This window comes from Bradyrhizobium sp. AC87j1 (genome assembly GCF_002936975.1).
Taxonomy (GTDB): Bacteria; Pseudomonadota; Alphaproteobacteria; order Rhizobiales; family Xanthobacteraceae; genus Bradyrhizobium; species Bradyrhizobium shewense.
This window is the reverse complement of record NZ_PTFE01000049.1, coordinates 16,349-32,958: the sequence shown is the minus strand read 5'-3', so window position 1 is coordinate 32,958 and position 16,610 is coordinate 16,349. Positions and strand designations below refer to the sequence as shown.

Genomic DNA, 16,610 nt, shown 5'->3' with positions numbered 1-16,610 from the left:
TGTTTATTCAACGACCTTGGGCACCAGGAAGAAGTGACCTTCGGTCGCGGGCGCGTTGGCAACGATATCGTCGGCGATCTCACCGTCATTGACCACGTCCTGCCGCTTCTTCATCTGCATCGGGGTGACCGAGGTCATCGGCTCCACGCCCTCGACATTGACCTCCGAGAGCTGCTCGACAAAGTCGAGCATGGCGTTGAGCTCGCCCTGCAGATGCGGAACCTCGCCCTCGGAAACCGCGATGCGCGCCAGATGCGCGATGCGGCGGACGGTAGCGGCGTCGACGGACATTATATAAGGCCTCTCACGGCAAAACCTATGTGCCGTATAGCAGAGGCCGGTTTTGCGCCGCAACCGGCGCCGGGACTTAGCTGGCCAGCGCTTTCATGCGGGCCAGCGCCGATTTGGCAAAATCCCGGGTCAATTCGGCCGCAGGGACCTCGCGGCCCAGCGCAACGGCCTGTCCAGCCCAGAGATTGGTGAAATCCACCCTGCCCTGCTTTTCGGCAGCCGTCTTCAATGGTCCCAGCGCGGTCGCGGCATGGGGAAACGGCGGGGCATCCGGCGAAATCGGGCCGGCCTCGCGCATCAGGCGGTTCTGGATTCCGCGCGCCGGCCGGCCGGTCATGACATTGGTGATCACGGTGGAATCGTCCCGCGCTTCAGCCAGCGCCTTGCGGCCGCCGGCGCTGACCTTGGACTCCGGACAGCGCAGATAGGCGCTGCCGATCTGCACGCCCGAGGCACCGAGCGCGAAGGCGGCTGCGATGCCGCGCCCGTCCGCGATGCCACCGGCCGCGATCACCGGCACCTTCACGGCATCGGCGACCTGCGGCACCAGCGCAAACGTGCCGGGCTGCTCGGAGATCTTGTCGGTCAGGAACATGCCGCGATGGCCGCCGGCCTCGGCGCCTTGCGCAATGACGGCATCGACGCCGCGCTGTTCGAGCCAGACCGCCTCCTTCACCGTCGTCGCCGACGAGATGACGAGGCAGCCGGCGGCCTTGACGCGCTTGAGCAGCGCCTCCTCCGGCAGACCGAAATGGAAGCTGACGATCTCGGGCTTCAGCCCCTCGACGACCTCGCAGAACGCGGCATCGAACGGCGCCCGGTTCGCCGCAGCGATCGGCGCCGCGGGATCGAGACCATGCTCGGTGTAGTACCCCGTGAGCCGCTGCTTCCAGCGCGCTTCGGCCTCGGTCGAAAGGTCAACCGGCGTGTGGCAGAAGAAGTTCATGTTCACTGGCGCCTTCACGCGCTGGCGGATGATGTTGACCTGCTCGCGCGCCTTCTCCGGCGACAGCATCGCGCTCGGCAACGAGCCGAGCCCACCGCCCTCTGCCACGGCGATCACCAGCTCCGCATCCATCACACCCGCCATCGGCGCCAGCACGATCGGAAATTCGGTCTTGAAGAGGTCGATCAGTCGACGGTCAGGCCACATGGGTTCTCTCTCGCAGTTCAGGCGGACACGATGGAGTTGCGACGACCGGCCAGGAGTTGCTCAGCCTCGCTCGCGATGCGTTCGACAATTTCCGCTGCCGGCGGAATATCATGGATCAGGCCGACCGCCTCACCTGCGATCACGGCGGCGAGGTCGAAATTGCCGGCTGCCTTGGCCGCGGCATAATCCGCCGCGACCCCAGCGACATTCTGCATCAACTCGACTTCGCGACCACTCCAGCGCCGGGCATGATCATTGACCAGACACCGCCCGGTAAACGGCGCCGGCCAGACATTGTTGCGGGAGAGATCGAAGATGATGCCGCGCACAGTCGAGCCGCTGCTTGCCGCGCAGATGCGCCGCTTGGCCTCCTGTGCACCATCGGCCTCCTCACTCGCATAGAAGCGCGTGCCAAGCAGCACGCCACTCGCGCCCAGCATCATCATCGCAGCAAGCCCACGCCCATCGGCGATGCCCCCGGCCGCAACCACCGGCACGCCCGCGGCAAGATCTACGATTGCGGGCACGAGATCGACCGTGGTGCGGGAGGCGCCGTGACCACCCGCCTCCGTCCCCTGCGCGATCAGGATATCGGCGCCGGCTTCGAGCGCCTGCCGCGCCATCGCTTCGTCCTGCACCTGGCAGATCAGACGCGCGCCAGCCGACTTGATCTTCGTTGCGAACGGCGCGGGATCGCCGAACGAGAGCATGATCGCGGACGGCTTTGCGGAGAGCGCGATGTCGAGAAGCTCGGGCCGCTTGGCGAGGCTCCAGGTAATGAAGCCGATCCCAAACGGCGCGGACAGCGAAGCGAGCTTCGCGGTCTCCCGCTCCAGCCACGTCCTCTCGCCATAGCCGCCGCCCAGAATGCCAAACCCGCCGGCGCCGCTCACGGCCGCGACCAGACGGCTGCCCGCGATGACATCCATCGGCGCCAGCAGGACGGGATGGCTGATCTCAAGCAGCGTGGTCAGCGGTGTCGCAATGGGCATGGCCCCTCCCCCGATCTGGACAGCGAGAGTAAGCGCGATTAGCATTCTCGAAAATTGAATTGTTGCGAACGCTACCATCTCAAACCCGAAACGGCGCCATGGAACTCATCGATCTCCAGACCTTTGCCACTGTTGCCCGCACCGGCGGCATCACCCGCGCCGCCGAAGAGCTCAACACGGTGCAATCCAACGTTACCCAGCGCGTGAAGGCGCTGGAGGCGGAGATCGGCACGCCCCTGTTCGAACGCCATAGCCGTGGCATGACGTTGACCGGCGCCGGCAAGCGCCTCCTCCCCTACGCTCAAAAGATGGCGGCGCTGTCGCGCGAGGCCGTGCTTGCGGCGCGCGACGATGGCGAGCCGAAGGGACCGCTTGCGATCGGCTCGATGGAAACGACAGCGGCGGTACGGCTGCCGCCGCTGCTCGCCGATTTCCACCGCCGCTTCCCCGCCGTGCGGCTCTCCTTGCGCACGGCGACCACGGCCGACCTCGTCGCAGCCGTGCTCGAAGGTGCGCTCGACGGCGCCTTCGTCGCGGGCCCGATCGCGCATGCCGACCTCACCGCGACGAGCGCGTTCCGCGAGGAGCTGGTGCTGGTCAGCGCGCGGCGCTGGACCTCGCTTGCCGAGCTGCGCGCCGGCACGCCGGAATCCGGCCCGACTGCGCTGGTCTTCCGCACCGGCTGCACCTACCGCCAACGGCTCGAGCAGATCTTCGTCGACTTTGGCTGGCCGTCAGCCGCGCGCTTCGAGCTCGGCACGCTCGACGGCATGATCGGCTGCGTCGCCGCCGACATGGGCGTGACGTTGCTGCCGCGTGCCGTCGTCGAACGCAGCGCCATGAACGGCAGCGTCTCGATCCACACGCTGAGCGCCACGCACGCGCGCGTCGAGACCCTCTTCATCCAGCGTCGCGCCGGAAATCAATCCAGCGCGCTCGGCGGCTTTGCCGCGTGCCTGAAGCAGGACGAGGACGTCATCGCAGCCTGACGCGGTGACGCCGCGTCAGGCCGCGCTGTTCTAGAGTCGAATGTCCTCATAGGACTCGATCCGCCGCGGGCCGACTGAGGTCGCCTCGTGCGAATCCGCATCAGTGAGATTGCCGTAATCGAGCTTGGTCAATTTCGCAAGGTCCGCGATCGAGACCTGGAAGATACTGACATCCTCCTCCGACATCTTTTCGCGCAGATCCGCCTCCTGGATGCGATCGATCTCCATGACCAGCTTTCGCTGGCTCATCAGGAAAGCCGCCGCCTTGAGCGCGTCGTCATCCTCGTTGCGCCGGATCAGGATCTTCCAGAAATATTTCGGGATCTGAACGCCGCCGAAGCTCGGATCCTTGTGCGGCCGCCCGGTCGGATTGGGCAGATCGGATCCATCGGCATCCGGCCCGTCGAACACCGGACCATTCATGACGATGCCCTTCTCCTCGCCTTCGAGCAGGACATCGCGCGTGTAATCCTCCAGGCCCGCCCAGAGCTGCTTGCCCTGGTTGAACGAGAAGAATTGCGGCGAGCAATTGGTGAAGTGGAAGGAATCGTCGCCATGCTGCTTGGCCGCGGCGACGGTGTCGCCCCAGGTCGCATCGAGGCGGCGCACGAGATGACCGCGATCGAACGGGTTCTTACTGCGGTCCGCCTCGAAGGTGGCCTGCTTGCGGTAGAACTCGTCGCCGATCTGGGCATCGTCGTCGATGCGCGGATCGCGCAGCCAGGAATCCCCTTCGCGCTTGCCGACGTCCTGTTGCTGCCCGCCGTCGATATTGACACAGCTGAAGAAGGCGAGCCGGCGCTCCTTGTTCATGACGACGCTGTAGTTGAAATATTTCAGCTCGGACTGCCTGGAGCTCCCCTTCAGCGTCGCGATCCGGGACTTCAGAGCGGCCGGAATCTTCGGCAGGGCCACCGAGAATTTACCGGTGCCGAGAAAATTCGCCTTGTATCCAGGACGCGATTTCAGCGTGCTCTGATCGATATGCACGGCCTCCATGGGCAGGCCGTTCGCACTGATGCGAGGCAGGAGGCCGGCCGGCGGAGCGATCAACGGCTTGCCGCCGTTCGGCATACCGCCGTTCTGCGCCCCTCCGTTGCCCCCAGCCGGGCCCGGCACGGGTGCCAGCGGAGCGAACGGAATGTCCTTCCTGAACATCGGCAGCGGCACGCGGATCGGGACCACCAGCGAGGTCCCGTCGAGCGACTGCTCGACCCAGACATTGGCGCCGAAAGCAGGCGCGGCGACCGGCGCGCTGACCTTCTCGACCTCGAGCCGGATCGGCGGCTCTTCCTCGTCCAGCACCGGCCTGATCAAGGGATGGGAGCCGACGGCGACCTTGAGATCGGCGACGATCGCGCTGATCCGGATGCCTTCATTGGCGATCCAGTCGATCAGGGATTCATCCATCGACGGCTTCCACACCTTGCCGTCCTTGGCCAGGGTGCGGCCTTGCGAATCCTTCCGGGGAACGCCGCTGTGATGCAGCCCGACCACCTGCCAGAAGCGGTTGAACGCCGGCGAGCCCGACGATCCCGCCGTCGTATCGGTGTTGTACCAGAGGAAGTCGCCGACATATTTGAGCAGCTTGTTCTCGCGGACGCAGACCTGCTTCATCTGCCCGCTGGGGTGCTGCACGATGGTGAGGTACTCGCCGGGGTCTGCCTTGCCGGGCGCTCCGCTGAGCGGCAACCATCCCCAATCCTCGAGCTCCTCGTGGCCCGACAGCGAGGTCGGCGCCACCGCGACGACCGAGAAATCCAGCCTGTCATTGGTGTAGAAAAATTTGCCCGGCTCGAAGCCGAACCGCACCGGCACACGCTCTTGTCCGGAGACGTCGAGCTCGTAGTTGAAATCGGCGATCGAATTGGCGGCGTCGGCCGGCTTGCCGAAGACATGATGGTTCGTCAGCAGCAGGCCCGGCCCGATCAGAAAGCCCGAGCCGTAGCCGAGCAGGTTCGACTTGAGATCCCTGAGCTGAATGCGGCAGACCGAGCGCGAGGCCGCAGTCCCCTTGGCGAGATAGTTGATGCTGTCGAGATCATTGCCCTGGATGATCCGCTCCAGGCCGATCTCGGCCTTCTCCACGTCCTGCGTCTCGGCCAACAGCTGGCGCTGGCGCACGCGCATCTTCTCGACGGTCATCTCGATCGGACCGTCGCCCAGTTTCCGGTTCAGGGCATCGGGTGAGAACTCGGCTTGCTTGAATCGCCTTTCTGAGCCCGCGATCAGGCTTGGCTTGATGAGCATCGTGACCTCTCAAATGATTGGCGAATATTGGACCTGGTGAGCGCCTGAAAAAATCTGCGCGAAGTTGCAGCGCGGGCCGGATGGCCGATCGCTGCCGATCGTTCTGGAAATCGGGGGCTCCGCCCCACACTACTTTAGACCTGCACATCTCCTGCCACGCAACCACCGGCATCATGCCATGGTCTGCAATGTCACCAGTGTGAGATTTCCCACAAATGATCGATGCGCCCGCGCATCACGATTTCGCGCGCTGCTTGCTGCCGCTGGATCATCTACGGCTTCAGCTGCCACCGCCGCAGCGCCACGACGGCCCAGATCGCTTCCACCAGCCCGAACGGCCAGGCGCCCTGCAGAAAACCGTAGGCCGAGCCGAGCCCGCAGGATGCGGCGAACAGCAGCACGAACCAATGGCTGCGATCTTCCAGGGCGTAACTGACCAGCATCGCCGTGACGGCGAACAGGCCGAATAATGTCAGCGCATCCATTGTTCCGGGTTCACTCCGCGGCGCGACGCGTGATATGCGCTACGCATGCCGGCTCTTATCCTGCCCCTCATCGATGCTGCAACCCACTGGCCCGCGCGCGGCGCGCTGGTCGGGCTCGACCTCGGCACCAAGACCATCGGCGTTGCCGTATCCGATCCGGACCGGCGGCTTGCGACCGGCGTCGAGACGATCCAGCGCAAGCAGTTCAAGCAGGACGCCGCCCGGCTGCTCGCGATCGCGGCCGAGCGCAGGGTGGTCGGCTTCGTGCTCGGCCTGCCCATCAACATGGACGGCAGCGAGGGTCCGCGCGCGCAATCCACCCGCGCCTTCGCCCGCAATCTTGCCGGGCTCACACCCCTCCCCATCGGCCTGTGGGACGAGCGTCTCTCGACCGCGGCGGTCGAGCGCGAGCTGATCGGCATGGACGTCAGCCGCGCCAAGCGCGCCGAGGTGATCGACGAGCACGCCGCGATCTTCATCCTGCAGGGCGCGCTCGACCGCCTCGCCAATCTCCGTCCAGGGACCGCCTGACCGATGGCCGTCGTGATCGCGGCGCTGCTGCCGGTCTTCATCCTCATCGTGCTCGGAATCGTGCTGAAGCGCAGCCTGATGCGGCTCGACACGCAGTGGCACGGGCTGGAGCGGCTGACCTATTTCGTGCTGTTTCCGATGCTGCTGATCCAGACGCTGGTGAAGGCCGACCTCTCCAAGGTGCCGGTCGCCGGTGTCGGCGGCGCGCTGCTGCTGTCGGCATTGGCGATGTCGCTGCTCTGCCTCGCGCTCCGCCCTGCCCTGGCCCGGCTCGATATCGACGGGCCCGCCTTCACCTCGATCTTCCAGGGCGCGACACGCTGGCAGACCTTCGTCGGGCTGTCGGTGGCCGCCAACATGTTCGGCGATGTCGGACTGGCGCTCGCCTCCGTGGCGATGGTCGCGATCATTCCCCTCGTCAATGTGTTGAGCGTCGTGGTGCTCGCCCATTATGCCGCGCCGGAGAAGCAGTCAGCGCGGACCATCGTCATGACGGTGATCGCAATCCCCTGATCTGGGCCTGCGCGATCGGGCTCTTCGTCAACGTCACCCACCTGCCGTTGCCAAAACTCTGGCACGAGGTGGCAGACGCGCTCAGCCGCTCCTCGCTCGCGATCGGCCTGCTCGTCACCGGCGCCGGCCTGCATCTCGAAGGCCTCTTGCGTCCAAGCCTGGCCGCGGCCATCGGCGTCGTCTTCAAGCTCGCGCTGATGCCTGCACTGGCGCTGGCGCTTGCCCTCTGGTTCGGGCTATCAGGCGACAGCCGCGCGATCGTGGCGATCTGCGCGGCGGTGCCGACCTCGTCCAGCGCCTATGTGATGGCGCGCCAGATGGGCGGCGATGCTCCGCTGCTGGCGCAGATCATCACGCTGCAGACGATTTTGGCGGCGATCACGATGCCGATCGCGATCGCGCTGGCAGCTTAGCTCCCCAGCCACATCGTCAGGACCACCGCGGTCAGATTGTTCAGCGCGTGCAGCACGATGGTGAGCCAGAGCGAATTCGCGCGATAGCGCATGTAGCCGAACCACAGGCCGATGGTGAAGACTTCGGCGAGGAAGTACATGTCGTATTGCAGGTGCACGACCGTCCAGACCAGCGACGACAGCAGGATCGCGCCGGGCACGCGCAGGAAGCTCGCCGACCAGCCGCGAAAGAGGAAGCCCCGCGCCAGGATCTCCTCCGACATCGGCGCAGCCACGCTGAAGGCGAACAGCAGCAGCAGCGCCGCGCCCTTGTCGCGGCCCGATTTCAACAAATCGGTCATGAACCCCGGCGTCGCCTCGCGGCCGAGCGCGCGCGACATCGTCTCCCAGACCAGCACAAGCAGGATGAGGCCGACCGCACCGAATAGGAGCTGCTTCCAGGACGGCCAATGCAGCGCGAGATAGTCGACGAAGGAGGCTTTCTTGATGCGGATGGCGAGCCACACCGCCAGGAGCGTCGCCGGCAGGCCCATGATGACCGAAAGCGCGAGCGTCTGGGGCTCGCTGCCGACGAGCTGGATCGAGGCGAAGTCCATGGGAAGACCACGCTGCACCGCCAGCAGGACGACGGCGCCGATCTGCCCGACGAACATCGCGACGAAGACGAAGAGGCCCCACAGCGCGGTGCCCAAGAACATCCAGACGCGCGGCGGCGCAGGCGTCACAGTCAGCGACGGATGGTCGGGATTGAGGGAATCCATCAGGAGGCTTTCGTTAGGAAGACTCACGGCAGCGCCCGCTCCAGCAGCGCGCGCACGTCGCCGTTCTCCAGCTCCACGGCGCCGTACATGCTGGCGTGATTGGCCGCAAGACGCGTGCTCGCGAACAGTTCGGCATTGCGCGGGGAAACACCGTTGAGAGCCGCAGCCGCAGCCAGCAGCGCCAGCTTCTCGACGGCGAGACGCGCGACGCGCTCGCCATCGGCGCGGCGGAAAGTCTTGCCGATGAAGGTGGCCGTCTCGCCTGCGCCGGGCAAGCCCTTCGTCTCGGCCGCAAGCGATTGCAGCACAGCCGTCGCCGCCTCCGGCTCGCGCGAGAGCGCCCGGAGCACGTCGAGGCACATCACGTTGCCGGAGCCCTCCCAGATCGCGTTGACCGGCGATTCCCGGTAGTGCCGCGCCAGAATGCCGTCCTCGACATAGCCGTTACCGCCGAGGCATTCCATGGCCTCATAGAGGAACGGCGGCGCACTCTTGCAGGTCCAGTATTTGATCGCGGGCGTCAAGAGCCGCATATAGGCGGCCTCCGCCGCGTCGCGCGGCGTGCGGTCGAAGGCGCGGCAGAGCCGCATCACCAGCGCCGTGCTCGCCTCGACATGCAGCGCCATGTCCGACAGCACCGCCTGCATCAGCGGCTGGTCGGCCAGATGCTTCTGGAACACGCTGCGGTAACGGGCGTGATGCAGCGCATGCGCGAGCCCCGAGCGCATCAGGCCGACGGAGGCGATCGCGCAATCCTGCCGCGTCAGCTGCACCATCTGGATGATGGTGCGGATGCCCTTGCCCTCCTCGCCGACCCGTTCGGCGTAGGCACCGACGAACTCGACCTCGGACGAGGCATTGGAGCGATTGCCGAGCTTGTCCTTCAAGCGCTGGAACTGGATCGCATTCACCGAACCATCCGGCGCGAAGCGCGGCATGAAGAAACAGGTCAGCCCGCCGTCCGCCTGCGCCAGCACCAGGAACGCATCGCACATCGGCGCCGACATGAACCATTTGTGGCCGGTGATGCGATAAGCCTCGCCCTCGCGCACCGCGCGCGTCATGTTGGCGCGCACGTCGGTGCCGCCCTGCTTCTCGGTCATGCCCATGCCGAGCGTCATGCCGCGCTTCTGCCACCACGGCGCAAAGCTCGGGTCGTAGCTCCGGGTCGACAGCACCGGCATCACCTTGCCGAGCAGGTCCGGCTGCATCGCCAGCGCACCGACCGAGGCGCGGGTCATCGTGATCGGACAGAGATGGCCGGTCTCGACTTGGGCGGCCATGTAGAATTTTGCCGCACGAATGACTTCGGCGGCATCGCCCGCAGGTTTGCCGTCCGCGGTCCACGTCGAATTGTGCACGCCGGCATGGGCGCTGTGCGCCATCAATTCGTGATAGGCCGGGTGAAACTCGACCTGGTCGCGGCGATTACCTTTGGCGTCGAAGGTGCGCAGCTTCGGCGTATTCTCGTTCGCGACGCGCCCGCGATCGGCCATCGCAGCCGAGCCCCATTGCTTGCCGAACTCGGACAGCTCGCGTTCCGCCGCCGCACCACCATTGGCCTTCACCGCATCGACCAGCGGCCGATCGACAGTGAACAGGTCGATATCCTCGAACGGCGGCGACTGGTTTAAGACCTCGTGGGTCGCAAAGCTCGGCTGGGTCATGGTGCTTCCTCGGCGCGGAATCAGTTCCGGCGCGGCTGGATCGGGAAATCATAGGCTGCCCCACCGGCCCCCGGCAGGGAAAAATGCCACCACTCCTTCGAATAGTTCACAAAGCCTTGCCTGGTCATCGCAGCCACCAGCCGCTTGCGCCAGATGCGCTGCTCGGAGGTGATCGCCGGTGCCGCGGTATGGCCCTTGGCATCGGTACAGTCGTAGCCGGTGCCCATGTCGACGCTGCCTTCCGGCGCGCGCGCTTCGACCGGCGCGGTGCAATCGGCATAGGTCTTTGCCGGATCGTATTTGGCGGCGTTGTCGGCTTTGAGATCGACCAAAGTGAGATCGAGCGCGGCGCCCGTCGAATGCTGCGACCGGCTCGCGATGTAGCCGAGGCGGAACAGCTCGGTCTTGGGAATTTTGGGATTGTAGCGCCGCTCGGCGGCGCTCTCGTGACCGTTCTGCGACCACTTGACCATGTCGAGCGAGGCCCGCGCCGGCCGGTAGCAGTCGAACATCTTGAGCGAGAGATTTTGCGCCGCGAGCTCCTCTTGAACCGCCTTCAGCCGCAGCCCGACTTCGCGCTTCACCACGCATTCACCGGCATTGTAGCCGGCGAGCGGCCGGCCGACGAAATTGTTCGAGGTGGCGTAGCGGATGTCCTGGATGATGGCGGGATCGATCTCGCGCAGATAAACAAAGCCGCCGGGGAGCGATTGGGCGTGGGCGGAGGAGATTGTTGCTGCAGCCAAGAGCACAGTCAGGATTGTTTTCACGAAATGCCCCCACATCGTCCTGGCCGGGTTTATCCCGGCCATCCACGTTCTTTTTGCGTCAAATGCGATAGAAGAACGTGGATGCCCGGGACAAGCCCGGGCATGACGGAGAGGCCACGCCGCAGCGTCGGGACGGACAGATCAGGGGATAACTCACCGCCCCGGCTTTGGCCCTTGCCCCCTCATCCATCCGCGCCTATAGCTCTCGTTTTAATGACATCGAAATCGACCTTCGTCCTCGGCCACCGGCATTTGCTGGGCATCGAGGGCCTTTCCGCGGCCGACATCACCGGCCTCCTCGACCTGTCCGAAGAATATGTCGAGCTCAACCGCCAGGTTGACAAGAAGCGCACCGTCCTGCGGGGACGGACGCAGGTGAACCTCTTCTTCGAGGCCTCCACCCGGACCCAATCCTCGTTTGAACTCGCGGGCAAGCGGCTCGGCGCGGACGTCATGAACATGTCGGTGTCCTCCTCGTCCATGAAGAAGGGCGAGACGCTGATCGACACCGCGATGACGCTGAACGCGATGCACCCGGACATCCTGGTGATGCGCCATCATGCCTCCGGCGCGGTGGAACTGCTGGCGCGCAAGGTTGACGGTTCCGTGATCAATGCCGGCGACGGCGCCCATGAGCATCCGACCCAGGCCCTGCTCGACGCGCTCACCATCCGTCGCAACAAGGGCCGGATCGAGGGGCTCGTGGTCGCGATCTGCGGCGACGTGCTGCATTCGCGCGTCGCCCGCTCCAACATCATCCTGCTCAACACGATGGGCGCCCGCGTCCGCGTGGTCGGCCCCACCACGCTGCTGCCGCCGGGCATCGAGCGGATGGGCGTCGAGGTCGCGCGCGACATGCGCGAGGGGCTCAACGGCGCCGATATCGTCATGATGCTGCGGCTGCAGCGCGAGCGTATGAACGGCTCCTTCGTGCCGTCATCCAGCGAGTACTTCAACTATTTCGGGCTCGACCAGAAGAAGCTCGCCTACGCCAAGCCCGACGCACTGGTGATGCATCCGGGCCCCATGAACCGCGGCGTGGAGATCGACTCGATTGTGGCCGACGGCGCTCAGTCCCTGATCCGCGAACAGGTGGAGATGGGGGTGGCCGTGCGCATGGCGGTGCTGGAAGCGCTCGCCCGTAACCTGCCGAACGCGTGATGCCGATGTTGACCGATCGCCGCCCCATCCTGCTCGCCAACGCCCGCGTCGTCGATCCCTCCCGGGATTTCGACGGTGTCGGCGACGTCCTCATCGCCGACGGCGCCATCCGCGAGACCCGCCGCGGCATCGGCGCGGCCGGCGTCCCCGAAGGAACCGACATCGTCAACTGCTCCGGCAAGATCGTGGCGCCCGGCCTGATTGACATGCGCGCCTTCGTCGGCGAGCCCGGCTTCAGCCATCGCGAGACCTTTGCCACTGCGAGCCAGGCGGCCGCGACCGGCGGCATCACCACGATCATCTGCCAGCCCGACACCTCTCCGGTGATCGATAATTCGGCGACCGTCGACTTCGTGATGCGCCGCGCCCGCGACACCGCGATCGTCAACATCCAGCCGATGGCAGCCCTCACCAAGGGCATGCACGGCGATGAGATGACCGAGTTCGGCCTGCTCAAGGCCGCGGGCGCCGTCGCCTTCAGCGACGGCGTCAGAAGCGTGACCAATGCGCAGGTGATGCGCCGCGCGCTGACCTACGCGCGCGATTTCGACGCGCTGATCGTGCACTACACCGAGGACCCCGATCTCGTCGGCGAAGGCGTGATGAACGAGGGCGAGTTCGCATCGCGGCTCGGCCTGATGGGCATCCCGAATGCTGCCGAGGCCGTGATCCTCGAACGCGACATGCGCCTCGTGGCGTTGACCGGCGGCCGCTATCACGCGGCCTCGCTGACCTGCATCGATTCCCTCGAGATCCTCCAGCGCGCCCGCGACGCCGGGCTCGCCGTCAGCGCCTCGGTCTCGATCAACCATCTTGCGCTGAACGAGAACGACATCGGCCCCTACCGCTCGTTCCTGAAACTGTCGCCGCCACTGCGGACGGAGGACGACCGCCGCGCGCTGGTGGCCGCAATCGCCTCCGGCCTCCTCGACGTCATCATGTCCGACCACAACCCGCAGGACGTCGAGGTCAAGCGCCTGCCGTTCGCCGAAGCCGCACCGGGCGCCGTTGGACTCGAAACCATGCTGCCCGCCGGCCTGCGCCTCGTGCACAATGGCGAGCTGGACCTGAAGACGCTGGTCCGGGCGATGTCGACCCGGCCGGCAGAGCTGCTCGGCCTGCCTGGCGGAACCCTGCGTGCAGGCAGCCCGGCCGACGTCATCGTGATCGACCCAGATGTGCCCTGGGTGGTCGATCCCGCCGACCTCAAATCGCCCTGCAAGAACACCCCGTTCGACGAGGCCCGCTTTACAGGCCGCGTGGTGCGCACCATTGTCGGCGGACGCACGGTCTACGAACATGTCTGATGTGCGCAATCGTTCGGCTCGGAAGTCGGGCCTTTGGAGCTGCCGCCATGGGGCTTGAAGCATTTCTGCCGGTGGCCTTCATCATCGGCTACCTCCTCGGCTCGATCCCGTTCGGGCTGGTCCTGACCAAGCTCGCCGGCACCCAGGATATCCGCTCGATCGGCTCCGGCAGCATCGGCGCCACCAATGTGCTGCGCACCGGGCGCAAGAGCCTTGCCGCGGGCACCCTGCTGTTCGACGCGCTCAAGGGCACCGTGGCCGTGGTGATCGCCGGCTACATCGCAGGACCCAATGCCGCCATGGTGGCCGGGCTCGGCGCGTTCCTCGGCCATCTTTTCCCGGTCTGGCTCAAGTTCCGCGGCGGCAAGGGCGTGGCCGTCTATATCGGCATCCTGCTCGGCCTGTTCTGGCCTGGCGCCGTCGTGTTCTGCCTGATCTGGCTGGCGACCGCCTTCACCACCCGCTACTCCTCGCTCTCCGCCCTGGTGGCGGCGTTCGTCACGCCGATGTTCCTGTGGTGGTTCGGGCATCTCGCCTTGTCGGCGCTGACGGCGCTGCTGACGCTGCTGCTGTTCTATGCGCACCGCGAGAACATCAAGCGTTTGCAGACCGGCAAGGAAAGCCGGATCGGCGAGAAGGCGTAGAGCGTTTTGGAGCGAAGCGGATTCCGGTTCGCGTCAAACGAGTGTCCACAGCCGGGCATCTACGGATACCTAGGCACCTCTGCTGGATTATATGTCAGTTCCTGTTCGCAAATGACGGCCGAATCACGGTTGTATTGGCGAGCGGATTCCGGCCTGTCATCCTGACAGCGGAAATGGGTTACGCGGTTGCTCAGAATGAGCGAGAAGATTGTCGGCGCGCATGACGGGGTTGGTTCGCGAGGTGCGGTGCGCACCGCGGCAAGCCGTCTGCTCTCGACCACCGACATCTGGTCCGATGCGCCCTCGCCGCCTCCCGCGCCAGAGCCTCCTCCCATCCTGCCGCCAACGTCGCAGCCTGATCCGATCGCGCAAGCGCCTGTGACGGCCGAGGTGGTGACCACGACCGCGCCCGTTGCGCGTGCGCAGCTGCCCGCCGGCCAATGGCCGCCGCGAAAGCTCTCGCTCGCGCTGCAGGGCGGCGGCACCTTTGCCGCCTTCACCTGGGGCGTGCTGGAGCGGCTGCTGGAAGAGCCGATCGAGGTCGACACCATCAGCGGCGCCAGCGCCGGCGCCATCAATGCACTCCTGCTCGCCTCTGGCCTTGCCGAAGGCGGCCGCGAAGCTGCTCGGGCACGGCTGAGCCGGTTCTGGCTCCGCCTGATGCACGAGGCCTCGTTCCGCTCGCTGATGCTGGTCGGCGGCTTTTCCCCGGCGGGAAGCTCGGTCGCGTTCGGTCCGACGCTGCGCTCCGGCCAGTTCGATCCTTTCGATCTCGATCCGCTGCGGCAGGCGCTATCGCGCGACATCGATTTCGCCGCGCTGCTCAATCCGGACTGCCCGAAACTCCTGATCGCGGCGACACGGATCCGCGACGGGCAGCAGCAGATCTTCCGCAACGACGCCATCACCGCCGATGTCGCGCTGGCCTCGACCTGTCCGCCCTTGGTGCACTGCGCCGTCGAGATCGAGGGCGAAGCCTATTGGGACGGCGGCTTTGGCGGCAATCCACCCTTGCTGCGGCTGGCGCAGGAGACGTCGACGTCCGACGTCCTGCTCGTCCAGGTCACGCCGGCGCGCGACAGCTACGTGCCGATCACGCTCGCCGCGATCGATCGCCGGCTCGACCAGATCGCGGCCAACGCCGCCCTCAATGCCGAGATGGCGGCGATCGCCTGGACGCAGGCGCATGCCGCGCCGTCGCTGCGCCTCACCAGGATCGCGGCGGAAGATTCCGTTGACGGCCTGGCCCAACGTTCGTCCACCGATCTCGGCCGCGGCTTCATTCGCCTGCTGCACCGAAGCGGTCGCGCAGCCGCCGAGCGCTGGCTCGGGCAAGATGCAAAGGTCGGCGCACCGCTCTCTGCGCCCGCACAATCCCTTGTCGCTTCCGAACCCGCGCTAACCTGATTTCGCCAGCGCGTTCTCCAGGAACCACGCCGCCGCGAGTGCGACCGGATCGTTCCCGAAGCGCGCGATCACCTGCACGCCGATTGGCAGGCCACTCGCCTTCAGCACCGGCACGTTGACGCAAGGATTGCCCATCAGTGTCCAGAGCCGATTGTAGCGGGGATCGCCTGTCGTCGCGAGCTCCTTGGCCGGTGCCGTGCCGGGCGCCGAATAGGTCAGGAGCACGTCGAAGCCCTCGAACAATTCGCCGAGCTCGCGGCGGCCACGACGGCTGATCCGGCGTGCCTCGTCATAGTCCTTCGGCGTCAGATGCGCGGTGGCATCGAGGCTTGCACGCAACATCGGTGCGATCTCGTCGTGACGCTCCGAAAACTCCCAGGCCAATGCGCGATGCGCCTCGAATTCCTGGACGATGGGATGGATGCGCCAGGCCTCCTGCACCGCCTCCGGCAGATCAATGGCCTGCACGCTGGCACCGGCACGTTCCGCAGCCTTGATCGCGGCCTGCAAGCCCTCCTCGGCCGCCGGCTCCACGGCGCCGGCAAACTCCTGCCTGACCACGCCGATACGTGGCGCCTTCGCCGGAACGATGCCGGAAAACTCGGTACGGCCCGTCATCGCCAATAGTCCGCGCGTGAGATCTTCCGCGCGCGATCCGAACAGGCCGACCGTGTCGAGTGCCCACGAGTAGCACTTGACGCCAACCGTCGGCAGCATCCGGAACGACGGCTTGATCGCGGCAGTCCCGCAATAGGCGGCGGGCCGGATCACCGAGCCGCCGGTCTGGGTGCCCAGCGCCAGCGGGATCATGCCGGCACCGACGGCCGCCGCCGAGCCCGAGGACGAGCCGCCCGGCGAATGGCCGAGATTGTGCGGATTGAGCGTCGGGGTCGGATCGCGCGAGGCGAACGCCGTCGTTGTGGTCTTGCCGATGATGGTGGCGCCCGCCCGCTTCAGCATCATGACAACAGGCGCATCGGCGCGCGGCTGCCAGCCGCGATAGATCTCCGAGCCCATCTCGGTCGGCATATTGGCGGTGTCGATGATGTCCTTGATGCCGACGGCGATGCCGCGCAGCGGGCCGGCGCTTTGCGCCTTCGCGGCCTTGTCGTGTCGGACGAAGGCGTGGACGTCCTTCTCTTTGGCCTCGATCGCCGCATGCGACTGGGCGATGGCGGCATCGGGCGACAACTCGCCGGCTTCGATGCGGCGCTGGAGGTCGGCAAGTGAGATCATGGCAAAATCCTTCTTATTGGCATCGCTTTTAGCATCGGGG

The 16,610-nt window shown here is 66.0% G+C and carries 15 protein-coding genes and 1 pseudogene; 7 read left to right on the top strand and 9 right to left on the bottom strand.

Features of this window, described 5'->3' with window-relative positions:
- Positions 1–3 precede the first annotated feature (3 nt).
- From gatC to CV770_RS23615, 3 genes are all read right to left on the bottom strand, one after another.
- Positions 4–291 (bottom strand): Asp-tRNA(Asn)/Glu-tRNA(Gln) amidotransferase subunit GatC, encoded by a 288-nt coding sequence (gene gatC / locus CV770_RS23625; protein WP_104464054.1) that lies wholly within the window; start codon positions 289–291, stop codon positions 4–6.
- 76 nt (positions 292–367) lie between these two features.
- On the bottom strand, positions 368–1,444 hold the full coding sequence (locus tag CV770_RS23620; RefSeq protein WP_104464053.1) for an NAD(P)H-dependent flavin oxidoreductase: 1,077 nt from the start codon (positions 1,442–1,444) through the stop codon (positions 368–370).
- A gap of 17 nt (positions 1,445–1,461) precedes the next feature.
- The gene (locus CV770_RS23615) at positions 1,462–2,436 is read right to left on the bottom strand and encodes an NAD(P)H-dependent flavin oxidoreductase (RefSeq protein WP_104464052.1); all 975 of its coding nucleotides are present in this window, start codon (positions 2,434–2,436) and stop codon (positions 1,462–1,464) included.
- Positions 2,437–2,534: 98 nt separating this feature from the next.
- Here CV770_RS23615 and CV770_RS23610 point away from each other — a divergent pair, with 98 nt between their 5' ends.
- Positions 2,535–3,425: a LysR family transcriptional regulator gene (locus CV770_RS23610; protein WP_104464051.1), complete on the top strand. Its 891-nt coding sequence runs from the start codon at positions 2,535–2,537 to the stop codon at positions 3,423–3,425.
- A 30-nt stretch (positions 3,426–3,455) separates the two neighbouring features.
- Here CV770_RS23610 and CV770_RS23605 read toward each other — a convergent pair whose 3' ends face one another.
- Complete coding sequence (locus tag CV770_RS23605) at positions 3,456–5,675, bottom strand: DNA/RNA non-specific endonuclease (RefSeq protein ID WP_104464050.1); 2,220 nt, start codon at positions 5,673–5,675, stop codon at positions 3,456–3,458.
- A gap of 272 nt (positions 5,676–5,947) precedes the next feature.
- Positions 5,948–6,160, bottom strand: coding sequence for a hypothetical protein (locus CV770_RS23600; RefSeq protein WP_104464049.1), 213 nt, complete (start codon positions 6,158–6,160; stop codon positions 5,948–5,950).
- Between the two features lie 45 nt (positions 6,161–6,205).
- Between CV770_RS23600 and ruvX the strand changes: the two genes are divergently transcribed.
- Both ruvX and CV770_RS23590 read left to right on the top strand, forming a co-directional pair.
- Positions 6,206–6,691 (top strand): Holliday junction resolvase RuvX, encoded by a 486-nt coding sequence (gene ruvX, locus CV770_RS23595; protein ID WP_104464048.1) that lies wholly within the window; start codon positions 6,206–6,208, stop codon positions 6,689–6,691.
- A gap of 3 nt (positions 6,692–6,694) precedes the next feature.
- Positions 6,695–7,617, top strand: a pseudogene (locus CV770_RS23590) (AEC family transporter).
- Here CV770_RS23590 and CV770_RS23585 read toward each other — a convergent pair.
- From CV770_RS23585 to CV770_RS23575, 3 genes are read right to left on the bottom strand one after another with little or no spacing between them, the layout of a single operon-like run.
- Complete coding sequence (locus CV770_RS23585) at positions 7,614–8,378, bottom strand: CPBP family intramembrane glutamic endopeptidase (protein WP_104464047.1); 765 nt, start codon at positions 8,376–8,378, stop codon at positions 7,614–7,616. The pseudogene CV770_RS23590 and the gene CV770_RS23585 overlap by 4 nt on opposite strands.
- 23 nt (positions 8,379–8,401) lie before the next feature.
- The gene (locus tag CV770_RS23580; protein ID WP_104464046.1) at positions 8,402–10,045 is read right to left on the bottom strand and encodes an acyl-CoA dehydrogenase family protein; all 1,644 of its coding nucleotides are present in this window, start codon (positions 10,043–10,045) and stop codon (positions 8,402–8,404) included.
- 20 nt (positions 10,046–10,065) lie between these two features.
- Positions 10,066–10,830 (bottom strand): M15 family metallopeptidase, encoded by a 765-nt coding sequence (locus CV770_RS23575; RefSeq protein ID WP_104464045.1) that lies wholly within the window; start codon positions 10,828–10,830, stop codon positions 10,066–10,068.
- A gap of 198 nt (positions 10,831–11,028) precedes the next feature.
- On the opposite strand from CV770_RS23575, the gene CV770_RS23570 reads away from it, so the two are divergent.
- The 4 genes from CV770_RS23570 (at position 11,029) to CV770_RS23555 (ending at position 15,334) form a co-directional block, all read left to right on the top strand.
- On the top strand, positions 11,029–11,976 hold the full coding sequence (locus CV770_RS23570) for an aspartate carbamoyltransferase catalytic subunit (RefSeq protein WP_018321103.1): 948 nt from the start codon (positions 11,029–11,031) through the stop codon (positions 11,974–11,976).
- A gap of 5 nt (positions 11,977–11,981) precedes the next feature.
- A complete protein-coding gene (locus CV770_RS23565) occupies positions 11,982–13,283 on the top strand; it encodes a dihydroorotase (RefSeq protein ID WP_201760005.1) in 1,302 nt (433 codons plus the stop codon).
- 47 nt (positions 13,284–13,330) lie between these two features.
- A complete protein-coding gene (plsY, locus tag CV770_RS23560; RefSeq protein WP_104464043.1) occupies positions 13,331–13,927 on the top strand; it encodes a glycerol-3-phosphate 1-O-acyltransferase PlsY in 597 nt (198 codons plus the stop codon).
- A gap of 195 nt (positions 13,928–14,122) precedes the next feature.
- Complete coding sequence (locus tag CV770_RS23555) at positions 14,123–15,334, top strand: patatin-like phospholipase family protein (RefSeq protein ID WP_104464042.1); 1,212 nt, start codon at positions 14,123–14,125, stop codon at positions 15,332–15,334.
- Here CV770_RS23555 and CV770_RS23550 read toward each other — a convergent pair.
- Entirely contained in the window at positions 15,326–16,570 is a 1,245-nt protein-coding gene (locus CV770_RS23550; protein ID WP_104464041.1) for an amidase, read from the bottom strand. The two genes, CV770_RS23555 and CV770_RS23550, sit on opposite strands and share 9 nt — an antisense overlap.
- Positions 16,571–16,610: the final 40 nt, after the last annotated feature.

Coding starts and splice junctions, on each gene's coding strand:
- gatC (WP_104464054.1), bottom strand. CDS start 291: ATGTCCGTCGACGCCGCTACCGTCCGCCGCATCGCGCATCTGGCGCGC.
- CV770_RS23620 (WP_104464053.1), bottom strand. CDS start 1,444: ATGTGGCCTGACCGTCGACTGATCGACCTCTTCAAGACCGAATTTCCG.
- CV770_RS23615 (WP_104464052.1), bottom strand. CDS start 2,436: ATGCCCATTGCGACACCGCTGACCACGCTGCTTGAGATCAGCCATCCC.
- CV770_RS23610 (WP_104464051.1), top strand. CDS start 2,535: ATGGAACTCATCGATCTCCAGACCTTTGCCACTGTTGCCCGCACCGGC.
- CV770_RS23605 (WP_104464050.1), bottom strand. CDS start 5,675: ATGCTCATCAAGCCAAGCCTGATCGCGGGCTCAGAAAGGCGATTCAAG.
- CV770_RS23600 (WP_104464049.1), bottom strand. CDS start 6,160: ATGGATGCGCTGACATTATTCGGCCTGTTCGCCGTCACGGCGATGCTG.
- ruvX (WP_104464048.1), top strand. CDS start 6,206: ATGCCGGCTCTTATCCTGCCCCTCATCGATGCTGCAACCCACTGGCCC.
- CV770_RS23585 (WP_104464047.1), bottom strand. CDS start 8,378: ATGGATTCCCTCAATCCCGACCATCCGTCGCTGACTGTGACGCCTGCG.
- CV770_RS23580 (WP_104464046.1), bottom strand. CDS start 10,045: ATGACCCAGCCGAGCTTTGCGACCCACGAGGTCTTAAACCAGTCGCCG.
- CV770_RS23575 (WP_104464045.1), bottom strand. CDS start 10,830: ATGTGGGGGCATTTCGTGAAAACAATCCTGACTGTGCTCTTGGCTGCA.
- CV770_RS23570 (WP_018321103.1), top strand. CDS start 11,029: ATGACATCGAAATCGACCTTCGTCCTCGGCCACCGGCATTTGCTGGGC.
- CV770_RS23565 (WP_201760005.1), top strand. CDS start 11,982: ATGTTGACCGATCGCCGCCCCATCCTGCTCGCCAACGCCCGCGTCGTC.
- plsY (WP_104464043.1), top strand. CDS start 13,331: ATGGGGCTTGAAGCATTTCTGCCGGTGGCCTTCATCATCGGCTACCTC.
- CV770_RS23555 (WP_104464042.1), top strand. CDS start 14,123: ATGAGCGAGAAGATTGTCGGCGCGCATGACGGGGTTGGTTCGCGAGGT.
- CV770_RS23550 (WP_104464041.1), bottom strand. CDS start 16,570: ATGATCTCACTTGCCGACCTCCAGCGCCGCATCGAAGCCGGCGAGTTG.